The 16,834-nt window shown below is 66.4% G+C and carries 12 protein-coding genes and 1 riboswitch; of the genes, 3 read left to right on the top strand and 9 right to left on the bottom strand.

Annotated features, from left to right (window positions below; translation table 11 throughout):
- Positions 1–215: 215 nt before the first annotated feature.
- Positions 216–3,434 (top strand): S8 family serine peptidase, encoded by a 3,219-nt coding sequence (locus E0E39_RS10360; RefSeq protein ID WP_130874663.1) that lies wholly within the window; start codon positions 216–218, stop codon positions 3,432–3,434.
- Positions 3,435–3,521: 87 nt separating this feature from the next.
- Here E0E39_RS10360 and E0E39_RS10355 read toward each other — a convergent pair whose 3' ends face one another.
- On the bottom strand, positions 3,522–3,986 hold the full coding sequence (locus E0E39_RS10355; protein ID WP_130874662.1) for a hypothetical protein: 465 nt from the start codon (positions 3,984–3,986) through the stop codon (positions 3,522–3,524).
- A gap of 395 nt (positions 3,987–4,381) precedes the next feature.
- Here E0E39_RS10355 and ppdK point away from each other — a divergent pair, with 395 nt between their 5' ends.
- Positions 4,382–7,036, top strand: coding sequence for a pyruvate, phosphate dikinase (ppdK, locus tag E0E39_RS10350; protein WP_130874661.1), 2,655 nt, complete (start codon positions 4,382–4,384; stop codon positions 7,034–7,036).
- A 126-nt stretch (positions 7,037–7,162) separates the two neighbouring features.
- Here the strand turns inward: ppdK and E0E39_RS10345 are convergent, their stop codons facing one another.
- The 8 genes from E0E39_RS10345 to thiM form a co-directional block, all read right to left on the bottom strand.
- A complete protein-coding gene (locus E0E39_RS10345; protein WP_130874660.1) occupies positions 7,163–7,975 on the bottom strand; it encodes an ABC transporter ATP-binding protein in 813 nt (270 codons plus the stop codon).
- On the bottom strand, positions 7,972–9,048 hold the full coding sequence (locus E0E39_RS10340; protein WP_207302477.1) for a FecCD family ABC transporter permease: 1,077 nt from the start codon (positions 9,046–9,048) through the stop codon (positions 7,972–7,974). The genes E0E39_RS10345 and E0E39_RS10340 overlap by 4 nt, the downstream gene beginning before the upstream one ends.
- Before the next feature lie 4 nt (positions 9,049–9,052).
- Positions 9,053–9,184 carry a hypothetical protein gene (locus E0E39_RS16630; RefSeq protein WP_281275591.1) on the bottom strand — a complete coding sequence of 44 codons (132 nt, stop codon included), beginning with the start codon at positions 9,182–9,184 and terminating at the stop codon, positions 9,053–9,055.
- Positions 9,185–9,393: 209 nt separating this feature from the next.
- Complete coding sequence (locus E0E39_RS10335) at positions 9,394–10,206, bottom strand: ABC transporter substrate-binding protein (protein ID WP_165444738.1); 813 nt, start codon at positions 10,204–10,206, stop codon at positions 9,394–9,396.
- A gap of 154 nt (positions 10,207–10,360) precedes the next feature.
- Positions 10,361–11,041 (bottom strand): TenA family protein, encoded by a 681-nt coding sequence (locus E0E39_RS10330; RefSeq protein ID WP_130874658.1) that lies wholly within the window; start codon positions 11,039–11,041, stop codon positions 10,361–10,363.
- Positions 11,038–11,886 (bottom strand): bifunctional hydroxymethylpyrimidine kinase/phosphomethylpyrimidine kinase, encoded by an 849-nt coding sequence (gene thiD / locus E0E39_RS10325; protein WP_130874657.1) that lies wholly within the window; start codon positions 11,884–11,886, stop codon positions 11,038–11,040. The genes E0E39_RS10330 and thiD overlap by 4 nt, the downstream gene beginning before the upstream one ends.
- Positions 11,883–12,536: a thiamine phosphate synthase gene (gene thiE, locus E0E39_RS10320; protein WP_130874656.1), complete on the bottom strand. Its 654-nt coding sequence runs from the start codon at positions 12,534–12,536 to the stop codon at positions 11,883–11,885. Before thiE ends, thiD begins: the two co-directional genes overlap by 4 nt.
- Positions 12,536–13,333: a hydroxyethylthiazole kinase gene (gene thiM / locus E0E39_RS10315; protein WP_130874655.1), complete on the bottom strand. Its 798-nt coding sequence runs from the start codon at positions 13,331–13,333 to the stop codon at positions 12,536–12,538. The genes thiE and thiM overlap by 1 nt, the downstream gene beginning before the upstream one ends.
- Positions 13,322–13,418: riboswitch (TPP riboswitch) on the bottom strand. (Overlaps the previous gene by 12 nt.)
- A 190-nt stretch (positions 13,419–13,608) precedes the next feature.
- On the opposite strand from thiM, the gene E0E39_RS10310 reads away from it, so the two are divergent.
- Entirely contained in the window at positions 13,609–16,797 is a 3,189-nt protein-coding gene (locus E0E39_RS10310) for a S8 family serine peptidase (protein ID WP_130874654.1), read from the top strand.
- The last annotated feature ends 37 nt before the right edge of the window (positions 16,798–16,834 follow it).

The raw sequence follows: 16,834 nt of genomic DNA, 5'->3' as shown, positions 1-16,834 counted from the left end.
TGAGACCTCCGGGAATCCCCGGAGGTCTCATTTCTTTTCATGGATCAACTTTTTCGGGTGTCTCAGGAATACCAGCGGGGTTGGGTGGTGGTCTTGCTGCGGACTAATGTGCACTCGGTCGTCGTTTTCACTCGGAGCGGAGATCTGAGAAGGGGAAGGGAAACGAGGGCCTTTGTGGACCCGGGTGGGTCCGTCGTACAAGGAAAGGCAGAACCTTGCGAAGTAGGAAACTACTAGCTGTTGCGGGTGCCCTGGCGCTCGTTCTTCCGGTGTCCGTGGCCACCGCGGACGAACCGAGCGAGAAAGACCTGGCCAGTCTGATCGCTCCGGCCCCGGCCGGAAGGATCCGGGACGCCGCGATCAAGGAGGTCTTCGGCGGCAGTGCCAAGGTCACCATCATGGTGGAGCTCAAGGACGATCCCGTTGCCGTGGTCAAGGCCAAGAGCGGAGGCACAATCGACTCCGGTCAGGAGAAGCAGATCGAGGACAAGCTATCGGGCATCCAGGATCAGGTCGCCGAGACCATCAAGGCCAAGGGAGGCGCCGTCGAGAGCAAGATGCAGTCAGCCTTCAACGGCATGCGTGTGAGCATCGACAGCAGCGAATTGAAGACGCTCGAGACCCTGCCCGAGGTCAAGGCCATTCATCCTGCTCCGGTCCATGACCGCGACAACACCCACGGTGTTCCTGTAATCGGAACCCCGAAGGTGTGGGAGGGCACTGGCGGGGCCGGATACACGGGTGAGGGTGTCAAGGTCGCTGTTCTGGACACCGGAATCGACTACACCCACGCCACCTTCGGCGGACCGGGAACGGTCGAGGCGTTCAACGAGCAGACCGCCGCAGCCACCCCCAACCCGGCCTGGTACGGACCCGACGCGCCACACGTCAAGGGCGGGATCGACCTCGTCGGCGACGACTACGACGGCTCGAACACCCCACGGCCCGACAACAACCCCATTGACTGCGCCAAGGCCGGGCACGGAACCCACGTTGCAGGCACGCTCGGCGGGGCCGGTGTTCTCGCCGACGGAACGACCTACAGCGGCGCCTACGACCAGAAGACCTATGAGAACGAATTCAGGGTGGGGCCCGGTGTCGCACCCAAGGCCGAGCTCTACTCGGTTCGTGTCTTCGGGTGCACGGGATCCACGAACGTCACCACGGAGGCCATCGACTGGGCCGTGAAGAACAAGATGGACGTGATCAACATGTCACTCGGTTCGCCCTACGGCAAGAGCTCCGACGCCGAATCGATCGCGGCCTCCAACGCCGTCGCCGCGGGTGTCGTCGTGCTGGCAGCAGCCGGCAACTACGGCTCGCAGCCCTACCTGACCGGTTCCCCGGCGGCCGGCGCCGGGGTCATCTCCGTTGCCGCCAGCGATCCGACGGAGAACTATCCGGGCGCGCAGCTCACCGTCGACGGTGGCGACAGCGTCCAGGCGATGAACGCCAATGACGCGACGCTTCCCACCAGCGCTCCCGTGCATGTGCTCAAGGACGCGGAGGGCAACGTCTCCCTCGGCTGCCGCGACTCCGACTACGCCGATGTACCGGAGGGATCCGTCGTGGTCACCGCACGGGGCGATTGCGCCCGCGTGGCCCGGGCCCTGCTCGGGCAGAAACACAAGGCGGCTGCCGTGATCATGATCAACTCCAGCGATGACTACTCCGGTTTCGAGGGAAAAATCACCAAGAACCCGACTACCGGGGAGCAGCTGGATGTGACAATTCCCTTCCTCAGCGTCAAGCATTCCGACGGCGCCGCCCTGGCCGCTGCCGATGGCAAGCAGATGACCTTCGCGGCGAACACGATCCCCAACGCGAATTTCACCGGCTACGCCAACTTCACATCCGCCGGTCCGCGCAGCGGTGACTCCGCCCTGCGGCCCAGCGTGGTGGCGCCCGGCGCATCCATCGCCTCGGCCCTGGTCGGATCCGGGACCGAGGCCAACATCCTGTCCGGCACATCCATGGCCACTCCGCACGCGGCGGGTGTCGCGGCCCTCACCAAGCAGGCCCACCCGTCGTGGAACTCCCAGGAGATCGCAGCGGCGATCGTCTCGACGGCCGACGCATCCAAGGTGAGCAACTACGGTCCCACTCGTGGTGGTGGTCTGGTGGATCCCGCCGACTCCACCGCCACACAGGTCTTCGCGTACGGTGACTCCACCGATGTGGATGGCAAGACGCTCCGTGATTCCACGGTCAGTTTCAACTATCAGGAATCCAATGGCTCCTTCGAGGGAACCAAGACGATCACCCTCGTCAACAAGGGCAATTCGGAGGTCACCTTCACCGGGGAGGTCAAGGCCTCCAGCCAGAGCCTGCCCGCGCAGGTCGGTCTCAGCAGCACCAAGGTCACCGTTCCCGCTGGCGGCACTGCCGATGTCACGGTGGCCCTGGGGCTCAAGGCATCCGACGTCCCGAGCAGCCTCAAGACCGATGGCTCCCCGAATTTCTACGAGGCCTCGGGCAACGTGCAGTTCACCTCCGGGTCCACGACGTTGAGCATTCCCTACCTGATGGTTCCTCGCTCCACCACCAAGGTGACCGGGCAGACAAGTTCCGATGCCTCCGCGATCAGTTTCCAGAACCAGGGTGGTGTCTACACCGCCAGGGGTGACCTGTTCGACTGGGGCTTCACCGACCCGAAGGGTGACCTTCCGAAGGGCACGGACGTGGATGCGAGTGACGGTGTCGACATCGCCAACGTCGGTGTCCGCAGCGCCACGCTCAATGGTGAGAAGACCCTGATGTTCGCGATCAACAGTCACACACGTCACTCGAACGCGGCCGGCAACAAGTACTACGTCTCGATCGACACCAACGGCGACGGTGCGGCTGACCGTGTGATCTCCAGCATGGATTCCGGAAAGGCGCGGGATGACTACTACAACGGTATTCCCGAGGTGTTCGTCTCCGACCCGGCCAGCAACACGATCGCCGGAGCGGGAAGCTACACCCTGGCACCCAGCAACTCCAGTACCGTGATCCTCCAGGCCAAGGCATCCGATCTCGGTGTGACCGGCAGGTTCCAGTACTGGGTTGACACCGAGAACGCAGCCAACACCACCGTGAGGGACAGCACGGACGGCCATGCCACCTATGACCTGAACAACCAGCCCCTCAACGACGGCCAGAACTTCTTGGTGCCCGCCGGCGAGTCGAAGGACGTGCCCATTTCACAGGGCAAGGCGGCAGAGGTCGAGGAGCAGAAGTTGCTGGGATGGATGGCAGTGGTCTTCGACAACGATCAGGGAACGCCCGAGGCGATCACGGGTGCACTGACCGGAGCCGGCCCGACCGAACCGGTTCCTTCGGGCTCGTCGACCCCGGGAGATCCGGGTGCTCCTGCCTCACCCACCCCGACCAGCAACCCGAGCCGGACTCTGATCAAACCGGGTCTGCCCAAGACGGGAGATCTGGGATGAGGATCTGAATCGGATCTGAACCAGGGATGGCCCCGCTGATGCGGGGCCATCCCTGATCGCTGTCTCCCCAGCCGCCTGGGTCGGTGATCAGATGTCCGAGGGATCCTTGGTGGGTGCGCCGACGAAGGTCGGGAGGCTGTTCTCGCACAGCATCGGGGAGGGGGTCGAACCGAAGCGGTAGTCGTACGTGGTGTCCCCGACCTTCACCACCACCTGCCAACCATCCACCAGGGCCTGGGTGTAGACGGCCCCGGGGATCGGGCAACCCAGAGCGCCACTCCTCCAGGTTTTCCTGTGAGCCTCCACCAGGGTTGCCTCGGAACCGGCCACGCCACGTTCGTTCAGGTCGGTCCGGATGGCCTCCATGTGGGTTGCCGGTGGTTCCACCACGACCGTGTTGCTGGGCAACGCAGTGGGGGCGGGCATGATGGGGAGTCCGATGGGGGATTCCTCGGTTCCCGGATCCCCGGGATCAGCAGTGGCATCCACGACACATGCGGCCAGAGACACGGTCAACACCATTCCTGCAATTCCGGCCAATGGTTTCAACATGTAACAATTTTACTCACGCAACTGACAGCGTCAAGGGTCTCGAGGTTTCGCGGAACGACGCAATGAGACTTATTCACGGTCTCCCCGAAGCCGGGTGAGCCGGATCGCGACGAAGGAGCGGTCCACCTCGAAACCACCAGAGCCCGCCGCAATCCCCCGGACACGACCAACGGGGGTTTCGAGGCGGCCGGCTCGCAGGGCAAGCAGGCCGCCTCAACCGGTTCCCGCCCTTCGAGGCCGTGGCCACAGTCCCCTCGCCAGAGGACTGCGTCGGCCGGTGCCCCACCTGTGAATAAGCCTCAATGTGCGCAGATTGACCGGTCAGCGCGGGAAGCCGCTAAAGTTGAGGCCGGACGAGGTAGAACCGTCGCAACAATCAAGGGAGATAAACGCGAATGAGCGAGAAACGCTACATCTACGACCTCTCGGAAGGTGACGCGACCATGCGTAACCTGCTCGGGGGAAAGGGGGCGGGCGTCGCCGAGATGGCCCGGGTCGGGGTTCCTGTCCCCGACGCCTTCACCGTCACCACGACGGCCTGCGTGGAAACCATGAACCGGGGCGGCGAGTGGCCCGACGGCCTGGCGGACGAGATCAACGCGGGCCTGGCCCGGCTGGAGGAACGCACGGGACGCAAGCTCGGCGGCTCCGAGAACCCGCTGCTGGTCTCGGTGCGTTCCGGTGCCGTGTTCTCCATGCCCGGCATGATGGACACCATCCTCAACCTCGGTGTCTCCGACGACTCGGTGGCCGCCATCGCGAAGGAATCCGGCAACGAGCGTTTCGCGTGGGACTGCTACCGCCGTTTCATCCAGATGTACGGCGAGGTGGTCGAGGGTGTCCCGGCCTACGCCTACGAGGACGCACTGACCGAACTGAAGCGCAAACGCGGCGTCGAGCTCGACACCGATCTGGGGCCCGAGGACCTGAAGGAACTGGTCGCCACCTTCAAGGAGATCAGTAACGAGCACCTCGGCGGCGAGTGGACCTCCGACCCCGTCGAGCAGCTGCACCGGGCCGTGAACGCCGTGTTCCGTTCCTGGCAGAACCCCCGCGCCGAGGTGTATCGCCGCGCCAACAACATTCCCTCCGATCTCGGTACCGCCGTCAACGTCATGCAGATGGTCTTCGGCAACCGCGGCGACGACTCCGCCACCGGCGTGTGCTTCACCCGCAACCCCTCGACGGGTGCCAAGGAACTCTACGGTGAATTCCTGGTCAACGCCCAGGGCGAGGACGTGGTGGCGGGAATCCGCACCCCGCGGCCGCTCGCGGAGATGCGCGAGGTGCTGCCAGAGGCCTACGGCGAGCTCATCGACACGATGCGCCGCATGGAGGCCCACTACCGCGACATGCAGGACATGGAGTTCACCGTCGAGAACGGCAGGCTGTTCCTGCTGCAGACCCGCAACGGCAAACGCACCGCGGCCGCCGCGTTGAAGGTGGCCTCCGACCTGGTGGACGAGGGAGTCATCACCAAGGAGGAGGCGCTGCTGCGCATCGAACCGGACCAGCTCGACCAGCTGCTGCACCCCGCCATCGACCCGTCGCACACCGAGAAACCCATCGCCAAGGGCCTTCCCGCCTCCCCGGGTGCCGCGGTCGGCGAGGTGGTCTTCGACGCCGACACCGCCGCCGAACGTGGCGGGCGTGGTGAAGCGGTGGTGCTGGTGCGCTACGAAACCACCCCCGACGACATCCACGGCGTGATCGTCGCCCAGGGCGTGCTCACCGCCCACGGCGGCATGACCTCCCATGCGGCGGTGGTGGCGCGCGGCATGGGCAAACCCTGCGTCGCGGGCGCCTCCGGCATCCACATCGATGCCAAGGGCCGCACCCTCACCGTCGGCGACCGGGTCATCAAGGAGGGTGAGGTCATCACCCTCGACGGCTCCACGGGCGACGTGTTCGGACAGGAGATCGCACTGATCCCGCCGCACATCAACGAGGACTTCCAGCGCGTGGTCACGTGGGCCGACGAGGTCCGCGAACTCGGGGTGCGTGCGAACGCCGACAACTTCGAGGACGCGTCCAAGGCCCGCGAACTGGGCGCCGAGGGCATCGGGCTGTGCCGCACCGAGCACATGTTCATGGCCACCGACCGGCTGCCCGCGGTGCGCCGCATGATCCTGGCGGAGACCCACGAGGCGCGTGCGGATGCGCTCGACGAGATCCTGCCGATGCAGCAGGCCGACTTCGAGGGCATCTTCACCGCGATGAAGGGGCTTCCCGTCACTGTCCGGCTCCTCGACCCGCCGCTGCACGAGTTCCTGCCGAACCTGGTGGAGCAGTCGCTGCTGGTGCAGCGCCTCGAACTGACGGGCGGTGACGCCTCCGAGCTGGAGGCCGCGCGCGCCACCCTCGCCCAGGTCAAACGCCTCCACGAGCTCAACCCGATGCTCGGCACCCGCGGCTGCCGTCTGGCGATGCTCTACCCGGAGATCCCGGCCATGCAGACCCGAGCCATCATCCGTGCCGCCCTGGCGGTGCTGGAACGCGAGGGCGAGACGATCGGCGTGGAGATCATGATCCCCCTGGTGGCCCTGTCGAAGGAACTGGAGATCCAGCGCGAGATCGTGGAGAAGACGGTCGCCGAGGAGCTGAAGGCCGCAGGCAAGGAGCTGAAGGTGACGATCGGCACCATGATCGAGCTGCCGCGCGCCGCGCTGGTCGCGGACCAGATTGCCGAGTACGCCGACTTCTTCAGCTTCGGCACCAACGACCTCACCCAAACCGGCATCGGCATCAGCCGCGACGACGCCGAGAACGGCTTCCTCACCCAGTACGTCACGAGCAAGGTACTGGAACGCAACCCGTTCGAGTCCATCGACGTGGACGGCGTGGGCCAGCTGGTCGACATCGGTGTCGCGAAGGGACGCTCCATCAAACCGAACCTGAAGACCGGCGTCTGCGGAGAACACGGCGGCGACCCGGACTCGGTGGAGTTCTTCCAGTCCGTCGGCCTGGACTACGTCTCCTGCTCCCCATACCGGGTGCCCATCGCCCGCTTCGCGGCCGCCAAGGCGGTACTGAAACAGCGCGAGGACTGACCTCCTCGGAAGGTGTGTCCCGGTTCCGGAAGGGGCCGGGACACATCGTTTTCACGAGGTGCGGAATCTGAAGAGGTTCCCCGGGGCCCTCCGACGCGGCTCGGTTTCAACCGGTTCGAGGGATCCCTACCAGCGGGACTCTTTTTCTTCGAGGGCGGGACGGCAGGTGAGATATTCGTGGCCGTCGTCATCCGAGGCGGTCAGCACCAGCATGTCCATGTCGTAGACCTCGCTGAGGTTCTCCCTCGTCAGCACGGCCTCGCTCGGACCGGAGGCGAAGAAACGGCCGTTCTTCATCAAAGCGGTGCGTGACGGGTAGTAGAACGCCTGATCGGGCGTGTGGGTGATCATCACCACCGCCTTGCCCTGCTCGTGGGCGAGGGTGTGGGCGGTTGAGATCACGGTGGTGGCGTTTCGGTAGTCGAGGTGGCTGGTCGGTTCGTCCATCATCACCACTTCGGTGCGCTGGGCCAGGGCACGGGCTATCAGGATCAGCTGACGTTCGCCGCCGGAGAGCTGCGTGTACGGTTCCAGGGCCAGGTCCCGCAATCCCACCGTTTCCAAGGCCTCCAGGCAGATGGTCTGATCCTTGCGGGTGGGGGAACCGAACGGCGGCAGGTGCGGGGTGCGGCCCATTTTCACCACGTCCAGGACCGTGAACGGGAATGGGGCGGAATGGTCCTGGAAAACCATCGCCACCCGCCGGGCCAGTTGTTTCACGCCGAGCGAGGTCACCTCGTCGCCGCTGATGGTAATGCTTCCCGAGGTGGGTTTGTGCTCCCCCAGGATGGTGCGCATCAGCGTCGACTTACCGCAGCCGTTGGCGCCCAGGATGATGAACACCTCGCCGGGAGAGACCTCGAAACTGATGTCCCGTAGGACCGGTTTTCCCGGGTGGTATCCGAACTCGACATCCGTCACGCGCAGCACCGGGGTCATCGGATCCAGACCCCCTTGGAACGGCGCAGCAGCACCGCGAAGAACGGCGCCCCCACCAGCGCGATCGGGATCGACAACGGTAGGGAGGATTCGGAGACGGTGCGGGTGAGGCTGTCGATGATCAACAGAAAGGCCGCCCCCAGCGTGGCCGCAACGGGCACCAGTTTCCGGTGGTCGGGGCCGACGAGGATCCGGGCCATGTGCGGGATCACCAACCCCACCCAGCCGATGGCGCCGCTCTGCGACACGGCCGTCGCGGTCATGGCTGTGGCGCAGATGATCGTGACCATCCGGGTTCGCTGGGTGTTGACACCGAGGGACCGGGCCTCGGCGTCGCCGATGGTCAGCAGGTTCAGCCGCCACGAGACGATCATGACCACTACCAGCCCCGCCAGGATGATCGGGGCCGCGAAGGCCAGGTTGTCCCAGCGCATCCCGGACAGGGAACCCATCAGCCAGAAGGTGATGGCGGGCAGGTCGTTCTCGGGATCCGCCAGGTATTTCATGATCGAGACCCCGGCGTTGAAGATCGAGCTGACCACCACCCCGGACAGCACCAGCATGATCGTCGGGGTCATGCCCCTCACCTTCGCCAGGCCGTAGGCCAGCAGCACGCCCAGGATGCCCATACCGAATGCGAGGGTGGGAACCAGCGGTGAGAAGGCCCCCGCCAGCACGATCGCCAGTGCCGCCCCGAACGAGGCGGCGGCGGAGACCCCGAGAATGTCGGGGGAGACCAGGGGATTGCGGAAAACTCCCTGGTAGACCGCGCCGGAGCAGGACAGCGCGGCCCCGACCAGCACGGCCATCAGGGTCCTGGGCCAGCGCACCTCCCAGATCACCTTCGCGTCGAGTTCCCGCCAGGTGTGTTCCACGGTGAAGAACTTCGACGCCATGATCCGCATGGCCTGCCACGGGTCGATGGCGTAACGGCCGATCACGAAGGATACCGCGATCGTGATCACGAGCACCGCCAGCACCAGGGCGAGAACCACCGGGAACGGAACCGGGCGGCGGCCTTGGCGGTTCACCAGGACCTCCGCCCCTCCGGTGTCCTTCCCCCGGACCGCCACGGAATCAGCTTCGCTGGAAGCTGAAGACGTCTTCGACACCCTGCCCGTCGGTGAGGTTGAACAGGTGTTTGACATCGTCGTCGGTCAGGTCGAAACCGAAATACTCCTTGTAGAAGGCCTTCGTCTTGGCCTCCATGTCGATGTCCTTGAACAGCTCCGGATGGACCGCCTTGGCGAAGAAGTACTGTTGAGGTATTCCTCGGGGCCGTTGTAGGCCCAGGCCATGGCGCCGTTCGGGACGACGATGACGTTGTTGTTCTGCACCGCCTTCAGGCCGGAGAGCACGGGATCGGACTTGATGGAGTCGCGGATCTTGGCGCTGTCGACCAGCAGCAGCTCGGGGTCTCAGCTGAGAAGCTGTTCCGGGTCGATCTTCGTCTGGCCGGACGGGCCCTTCGACTCGCCCGTGGCCCCGGCGCCGGCGTTGATGCCGCCCGCGAGGGTGATGAGCTCCTGCCCGATGGCGGAGCCGTTGTTGGCCTGGAGGGAGTCACCCGCACCGGAGAGCTGCACCACCGTGGGGCGTTCCGCCTCCGGGATGCTCGCGGTTTTCGCCTCGATCTCGGACCTGATCGCCAAGTACTCCTCGGAGTATTTCTTCGCCTTGTCCAATTGCACACCGCCGATGACCTCACCGAGGTAGACCTGCCGGGCGCGCAGCTGGTCGATCTTGTTTCCCTGCTTGTCGCTGCCCTTGGGGCTGGAGACGGTGGCGATGCTGAGTTCCTGGAGCTGTTTGAGGTTGTTCTCCCCGTACCGCGAGGCGTAGATCACGAGGTCGGGGTCCTGTTTCGTGAGCTCCTCCATGTTGACCTCGTTGCCGGAGAAAACCACCGGCAGTTTCGCCAACTGCGGGTACTTGCCCTTGATCCATTCGTTCTTGCCGTAGTTGTCCTCCAGGGCGACGAGCTTGTCGGCCCCGCCCAGCAGCAGGACGGCGGTGGTGTAGGCCGGGGCGGTGGTCGCGATTCGTTTCGACTCGGCGGGGACCGTGATCTGCCCCAGCTCGTCGTCGACGACGCGCGTGGCACCGGATAGCGAGGCCGCAGGTGCGGAACTGGAGGAGGTCGCCGGGCCGCCTGCGCCGCAGGCGGTGAGCGTGAGCAGCGCGGTGAGCGCCAGGGCGGACAGGGAGGTTCCGAGTTTACGGAGAGCCATGGGGTTCCTTCGGTGAGGATGCGCGAGCATCAGGCGAGGAGGTCCCCAGCAATGTACAGCTATTTTGCGGGAAAATCTACCCAAAAAAACCGAATCTGCGGATCCAATGCCGGGTCCTGTCCCGCATCTGCCGCGGGATCCGCGCAGGGGTGGGTCACAGGGTCCAGGCCTCCAGGCAGTGGCTGCGTTCCCAGAACAGTTCCTCGTAGCGGGTGGCGTCGGCGAAGGTTTCGAGCATGACCGTTCTCGTCGCATCGTCGGCGGCCTCGGCCGCCTCGTCGAGCAGCTCGATGGCGGTGGCCGTGGTTTCCTGGAAGGCCGGGTCTGCGTAGGCCGCCACCCAGGTTCCGTAGGGATGGTTCTCCACCGCCCCGGCCCGTTCGGCCAGGTCCAGGCCCACCTGTGCGTAGACCCAGTAGCAGGGCAGCACCGCCGCCACCCCCACCGGGTACGGGTCGTAGGCGACCGCGGTCTGGATGAAGTTCACGTAGCCGCGGGTGGTGGGGGAGGGAGCTGCCGCGTGCGGGGCGGAGCGCAGCAGCGGGTCGTTCAGGAGGGCGTCGTGCATGAGCGTCTCGGCAGCGACGGCCTCCCCGGCGCTCTGCGCCCAGAAGGAACGTGCCCTTGCGTGCGGGGCCCGGGCGGCCAGCAGCGCCAGGGCCCGGGAATAGCCCTGAAGGTAGAAATCGTCCTGGACGATGTACTCGACGAAACGACGCGGCTCCAGGGTGCCGTCGGCCAACTGGAGCAGCAGCGGCAGCCGGTCGATGCGTTCCCGGATCCCGGCGATGCGTTCCCAGGCCAGGGCGCTGAACTCACGGGTACGCCAGATCATGTTCGTTCTCCTTCGAGGTTGATCAGGTGGTTGACCGGGCCGTGTCCGGTTCCGGGGGAACGACTGAGCCGCCACGCGGCCCCGGCGGTGATGGCGCGGTGCAGGAAGTCGCGGGCCCCGATGATCACGTGCTCCGGGATGAAATCACCAGGTGCGATTCCGGCGATTGCCGCACCGGCGGCAATCGCGGAGCTGAGGGTGCAACCGGTACCGTGCGTGTTCCGGGTGTCCACCCGGGAACTGGTGAACCGGGCGGTGCCGTTCGGAGTGGCCAGGAGATCGGTCAGCTCCTCACCATCCAGGTGCCCACCCTTGGCAAGCACCGCGCGAGCACCCGCCGCCACGAGGTTCTCCGCCTGCGCCTGGAGTTCCGTGATGTCGTCCGCGGGTGAGGAACCCGCCAGCACCGCGGTTTCCGGGACGTTCGGGGTGACCAGGTCGGCCAGCGGCAGCAACCGGGTGCGCACCACCTCGACCGCGTCGTCCGCCAGGAGCCTGTCGCCCGAGGTCGCGACCATCACGGGATCGAGCACCAGGAAACCGAAATCCGCGCGGCGCGCGGCGATCAGGTCCGCCACCGCCTCCGCGATCCCCGCGTTCGTGAGCATCCCGAGCTTGGTGGCGTGCACCTCGATGTCGTCGAGGACGGCCTCCACCTGCGCGACGACGAATCCCGGATCGACCGGCTGCGCGGCCCGCACGCCCTGGGTGTTCTGGACCGTCAGGCCCGCCAGCGCGGCCATGCCGTGCACCCCGAGGGCGGCGAAGGTCTTCAGGTCGGCCTGGATCCCGGCGCCACCGCTCGGGTCGGAGCCCGCTATGGACAGGGCGGTTCTCGGTGTCATGGTTTCTCCCAGAGTTTTCTCAAGCGTGCCGCGGCCTCCCGGGGACGGGCGGCGGCCGCGATCGCGGACACCACGCAGATGCCGTCCACCCCGGTCGCGATGACCTCGGCGGCGTTGGCGGCGTTGATCCCCCCGATGGCCACCGCGGGCAGGCCCGCGGGCCGGGCTGCAAGCAGTTCCCGGATCCCGTCGAGCCCCAGCGCCGGGGCGGTGTCGGTCTTGGTGCTGGTGCTCCACACCGGCGACAGGCCGATCACGTCGGCGCACCCGATCGCCGCGACGGCGTCCAGCTCGGTCCGGTTGCTGACGGAGATCCCCAGCAGCCGGTCCGGTCCGAGCGCCTCGCGGATCGCTGCGGGGTCGCCGTCGGACTGCCCGATGTGCAGGTGGGTTCCCAGCTCGACCGCGATCCCCAGGCGGTCGTTGACGAACAGCTCCGCCCCGGCCGCGCCCTTGGCCACGGCGGATTCGATGGCCTCCCGGCAGGCGATCACACCCTCCCGGAAGGCGTTCTCGTCGGCCTGTTTGTCGCGGAACTGGATCACCGTCGCCCCGCCCAGCACGGCCTGCTCCACGGTGTGGGCCACGCGGTCACGGCCACCGGACAGGTCGGGGTCGGTGACGTAGTAGAGCCGCCAGTCGACCCGCATCAGGCCTCCTCGACGGTGACCAGGGACGCGACCTCCTCGGGGGTCAGCGCATGGAGGGCGTCGCGCCAGGCGATCTCGAAACTGGCCGGGCCCCTCGCCTCGCGGCCCGCCACGATGCCCGCGGCCGCGAACAGGGCGTGGGCGGCGACGACCGTGTCGTGCGGGCAGGGGTGTTCCCGGGTGGCGCCGAGTGCCGCCGCGACCAGCGCGCCGAGCGAACATCCCGTGCCGATCACCAGCGGCATCAGCGGGTCGCCGCCGTGCACGCGGGTGGTGCGCGACGTGCTGACCACCACGTCGGTCTCCCCGGAGATCGCGACGACGCTCCCGTGCCCGTCGGCCAGCCCCCGGGCCGCATCCACCGCGGCCTCGACGGGGTCGGTGGCATCCACGCCCCGCCCCCCGGCGCCGGTGCCCGCCAGGCCGAGGATCTCGGACGCGTTGCCCCGGATCGCGGTGGGCGACAGCGTCAGCAGTTCCCGGGCCAGGGCGGTGCGCACCGGCAGCGCGCCGACCGCGACCGGGTCGAGCACCCACGGCGTGCCGGTCTCGTGGGCGGTCCTCGCGGCCACCCGCTGGGCGGCGTGCTGCTCCGAGGAGCCGTTTCCGACGTTGATCAGCACCGCGGAGGCGATCCCGGCGAAGATCCCCGCCTCCTCCGGGAGGTCGATCATCGCGGGCGCGGCGCCGGCGGCCAGCAGGACGTTGGCGGTGATCTGCGGCACCACGGTGTTGGTCAGGCAGTGGACCAGCGGGGTCGTGGCACGGAGGCGGGCAAGGACGGACGCGATGTTCATGGCGCTCCCTTCGTCAGTGCGAACTGCATCAGGTTCGACGAGTTTGATCTCAGCCCCTTGCGGTGGGGCACCCCGGCGTTCCGGAAGGGTAGCAGCAGTGACGCGAAGAGGGCGCGGCGCGACCATTTTCAATGCGAGGGGTTCACAAAACAGCCCGCGATAATTAAGGTTTGCCTAAAGTGCCTGGACGGCATGTCGCTACCTTTGCGGTGCCGGACAGGGTCGCACTCCCGATTATGAAAGGTAGAACTGTGCGACGTAGCAGACTAATGGCCATGATGGGGGTGCTGGCTCTCCTCACCCCCGTGGCAACCGCGACGGCTGACGAGACGACGGACCCGCAGAACATGTCCGACCTGATCAAATCAGCCCCCAAGACCGAGATTCCCGCCGAAACCGCGAAGAAGATCCTCCAGGAGAAGGGGCCGGTCACGGTCATGGTGGAGCTCGCGGAGGACCCCGTTGCGGTCGTCAAGGCGAACAAGGGCGGTTCCTTGAGCGAGGAAGAGGAAAAACAGATACAGGAAAGGCTCTCCAACTCCCAGGACAAGGTAGCTGCGCAGGTGACCTCCCTGGGAGGTACGGTCGAGAACCGTCTGCAGTCCGCCTACAACGGCCTGCGGGTGACGATAAACAGCAACCAGGTGGCTGAGGTCGAGGGTATCGACGGGGTCAAGGGTGTGCAGGCCATTCCCGTTCATGAGCGGAGCAACACCACGAGTGTGCCCTACATCGGGGCCCCGAACACCTGGCAGGGAGCCGGAGGAACCGGCTACACGGGCAAGGGCGTCAAGATCGCCGTCATCGACAGCGGAATCGACTACACCCATGCAACCTTCGGAGGAGAAGGAACCCCGGACGCGTTCACCGAGGCCACCGCGGCCACGGATCCGACCCCCTACTACGGTTCACGGGTCAAGGGCGGCTATGACTTCGCCGGCGACTCCTACACCGGGCAGAACACCCCGCAGCCGGACGACAACCCCATCGACTGCGAGAAGTTCGGGCACGGAACCCACGTGGCGGCCACCGCCGCCGGATCGGGTGTGACCGCGGACGGCGACACCTACAAGGGGCCCTACGACTCCACCACCTACGACAACGAGTTCCGGGTCGGTCCCGGAGTTGCGCCCGAGGCCGATCTGTACGCGTTGAAGGTCTTCGGGTGCGAGGGACAGAGCGACCTGACGGCCGACGCCATCGACTGGGCCGTCAAGAATCACATGGACGTGATCAACCTGTCGCTCGGTTCGCCGTTCGGCAAGGCCACGGATCCCGATGCCGTCGCCGTCTCCAACGCGGTGGCCGCCGGTATCGTGGTGGTCTCCGCATCGGGCAACGCCGGTTCGCAGCCCTACCTGACGTCCTCACCCGCGACCGGTGCCGGAGTGATCTCCGTTGCTGCCAACGACGCGCTGAAGAACTATCCGGGCGCGCAGCTCAGCATCGACGGCACGACGGTGCAGACCATCAACGTCAACGGTGCCAAGCTTCCCCAGAGTGCGAAACTCCACGTCCTCAGGACCGAGGACAACCAGGTCTCGACCGGCTGTGACCGCGACGAGTACGCCAGCGTTCCCCGTGGAGCGATCGTGGTCACCAGACGCGGTGACTGCGCTCGTGTGCTGCGCGCCATGAACGCCCAGCGCTGGGGGCTCGCGGGAGCCATCATGATCAACGACAGTGATGAATTCCCGCCCTACGAGGGCCTGATCACGGGCAACCCCGAGACCGGCGAGCAGTGGCGGGTCAGCGTCCCGCTGCTCGGGGTGAAGTCCTCCGACGCCGAGACAATCATCGCCGCGCACGACAAGGAAGCCACCCTGACCGCCACCGAGATTCCCAACGGGAGCCACGGTGGGCTCGCCGATTTCAGCTCGGCGGGTCCGCGCACCGGCGATTCGGCCGTGCGCCCGAACGTGACCGCACCCGGGGTCTCGATCCTGTCGGCGGCGGTCGGGTCCGGCAATCAGGGCCGCGTCGACTCGGGTACTTCCATGGCGACCCCGCACGTCACCGGCGTCGCGGCCCTCGCGGTCCAGGCCCACCCGGACTGGAACGCCCAGGAGATCGCGGCCTCGTTGGTCAACACCGCAGACCCCGAGAAGGTCAGCGGCTACGACCCCACCCTGGCGGGTGGCCTGGTCGATCCTGCCGAAGCGGTCGGCGCCTCCGTCGTCGCCTACGGTGACTCCTCGGACGTGAACGGCACCGTGGTGCGGGAGCCGGGACTCAGCTTCGGGTATGCGGAGTCGGCCACCACCTTCGAGGTCACCCGCAAGGTCACCCTCGTCAACAAGGGATCTGAAGCGGCACAGTTCACCGCCAGCTCACAGCCGGCCGAGAAGTCGAAGAAGGCCACCATCTCCTTCAGTCAGGAACAGGTCACGGTGCCAGCGGACGGTAGCGTGGATGTCGACGTCACGATCACCATGTCGGCCGCCGACGTGCCCAGCGGCATCAACAGCCCGAACTCGCCGTGGTTCTACGAGGCCTCCGGCAACCTGAAGTTCACCGGCGCCGGCGGGAAGACCCTGACCATGCCGTACCTGCTGGTTCCGCGTTCCCTGTCCAACGTGAAGGCGGCCAACACACTCACCCCCAAGGGCACCGACGTCACCTTCACCAACGAGGGCGGCGCGGTCGGCGCCTACACCGCGCTCTACACGTGGGGACTGAGCGACCCGGCCGACATCCCGGACGGGATCGACAGCGGCCAGGACCTGGCGAGCGTCGGGGTGGCGAGCTACGGCGACGAGTCGTTCAGAACCGTGAACTTTGCGCTGAACTCCAGCTCCCGGTTCTCCAACCCGGCACAGATCATGTACAACGTCGACATCGACAACAACAATGACGGCAAGGCCGACTACCGGATCATCAGCATGGACTCCGGGCAGGTTCGGGAACGGCAGATCAACGGGATCGCCGAGGTTTTCGTGGCGGATCTCTCCGACGGGCAGGTCTACGCCTCCGGCTCGGTGACCCTCTCCCCGACGGATTCCAGCACAGTGGTGCTGCAGGTCGTCGCCAGCCAGGTCGGCATCACGGGCAAGTTCAGCTACACCGCCAATGCCACCGACCTCAGGAACGTGGCGGCCGTGGACACCATTGAGCAGTGGGCGCAGTACGACCCGACGAACAAGCCCTTCAACGACGGCCAGTTCTTCAAGGTCAACCAGGGCGATTCGAAGACCTTCAACCTCGAACGCAACGAGGCCGCCTACGCCGACCAGAAACCGCTGGGATACATGGCGGTCGCCTTCGACAACGCCCAGGGCGTCACGGAGGCCATCACCGGTGAGGTGAACAAGGGGGCCGAACCGACGACCTCCCCGACTGCCGAACCGACGGTTTCCCCGACCGGCACCGCGACACCGCCCGGTACGGACCCGAGCACACCGGCCCGGCCCACAGACATGCCGCCGATCAAGCCCGGTCTCCCGAAGACGGGTGAAGGTCTCTGACCCCTCCCGCCACACACGATGATGGCCCCCGGGAACT

It is taken from the genome of [Pseudopropionibacterium] massiliense (assembly GCF_900607225.1).
Classification (GTDB): Bacteria; Actinomycetota; Actinomycetes; order Propionibacteriales; family Propionibacteriaceae; genus Arachnia; species Arachnia massiliensis.
The sequence above is the reverse complement of the archived record's forward strand: the minus strand, read 5'-3'. Positions and strand labels throughout refer to the sequence as shown.